1 protein-coding gene is annotated in these 392 nt (G+C 60.7%); it reads right to left on the reverse strand.

The features are described 5' to 3' along the window. A partial coding sequence (locus CSR02_RS15375; protein ID WP_143225636.1) for a transposase occupies positions 1–392 on the reverse strand: 392 nt, incomplete at both ends.

Raw genomic sequence — 392 nt, forward strand, 5'->3', positions numbered from 1 at the left:
CTGGCGGTCATGTCCCTGGTGCGCAATCGCTCGATAACCGCAGTTCTGTAGTTTCGGCAGATGGCGGTTGTGGTCTCGTGCGCCCAGTGCTTGCGGATACGGGCGGCCTTTGCCTTAAGTGCTGCAACGCGCTTGCGAGCAAGGGCGTGACGGTTCGAACCCCGCTTGCGACGTGCAAGGATGCGTTGTGCCTTGCGTGCCCGTCTCTCGATGACGTTGAGCCGTTCCGGCAGCATGTAAACCGTGCCGTCAGAAAGCATGAGCGGCACGGCAACACCCCGGTCGATTCCGACCGCGCCGTCTGTAGCGAAGCCCTGAACTTCACAGTCCTTACACCCGATGCTGATCTGCCAGCCGAGAGGCGTAAGACTGACGGTGGCTTCCGTTATCTT

This window comes from Acetobacter pomorum (assembly GCF_002738225.1).
Taxonomy (GTDB): Bacteria; Pseudomonadota; Alphaproteobacteria; order Acetobacterales; family Acetobacteraceae; genus Acetobacter; species Acetobacter pomorum.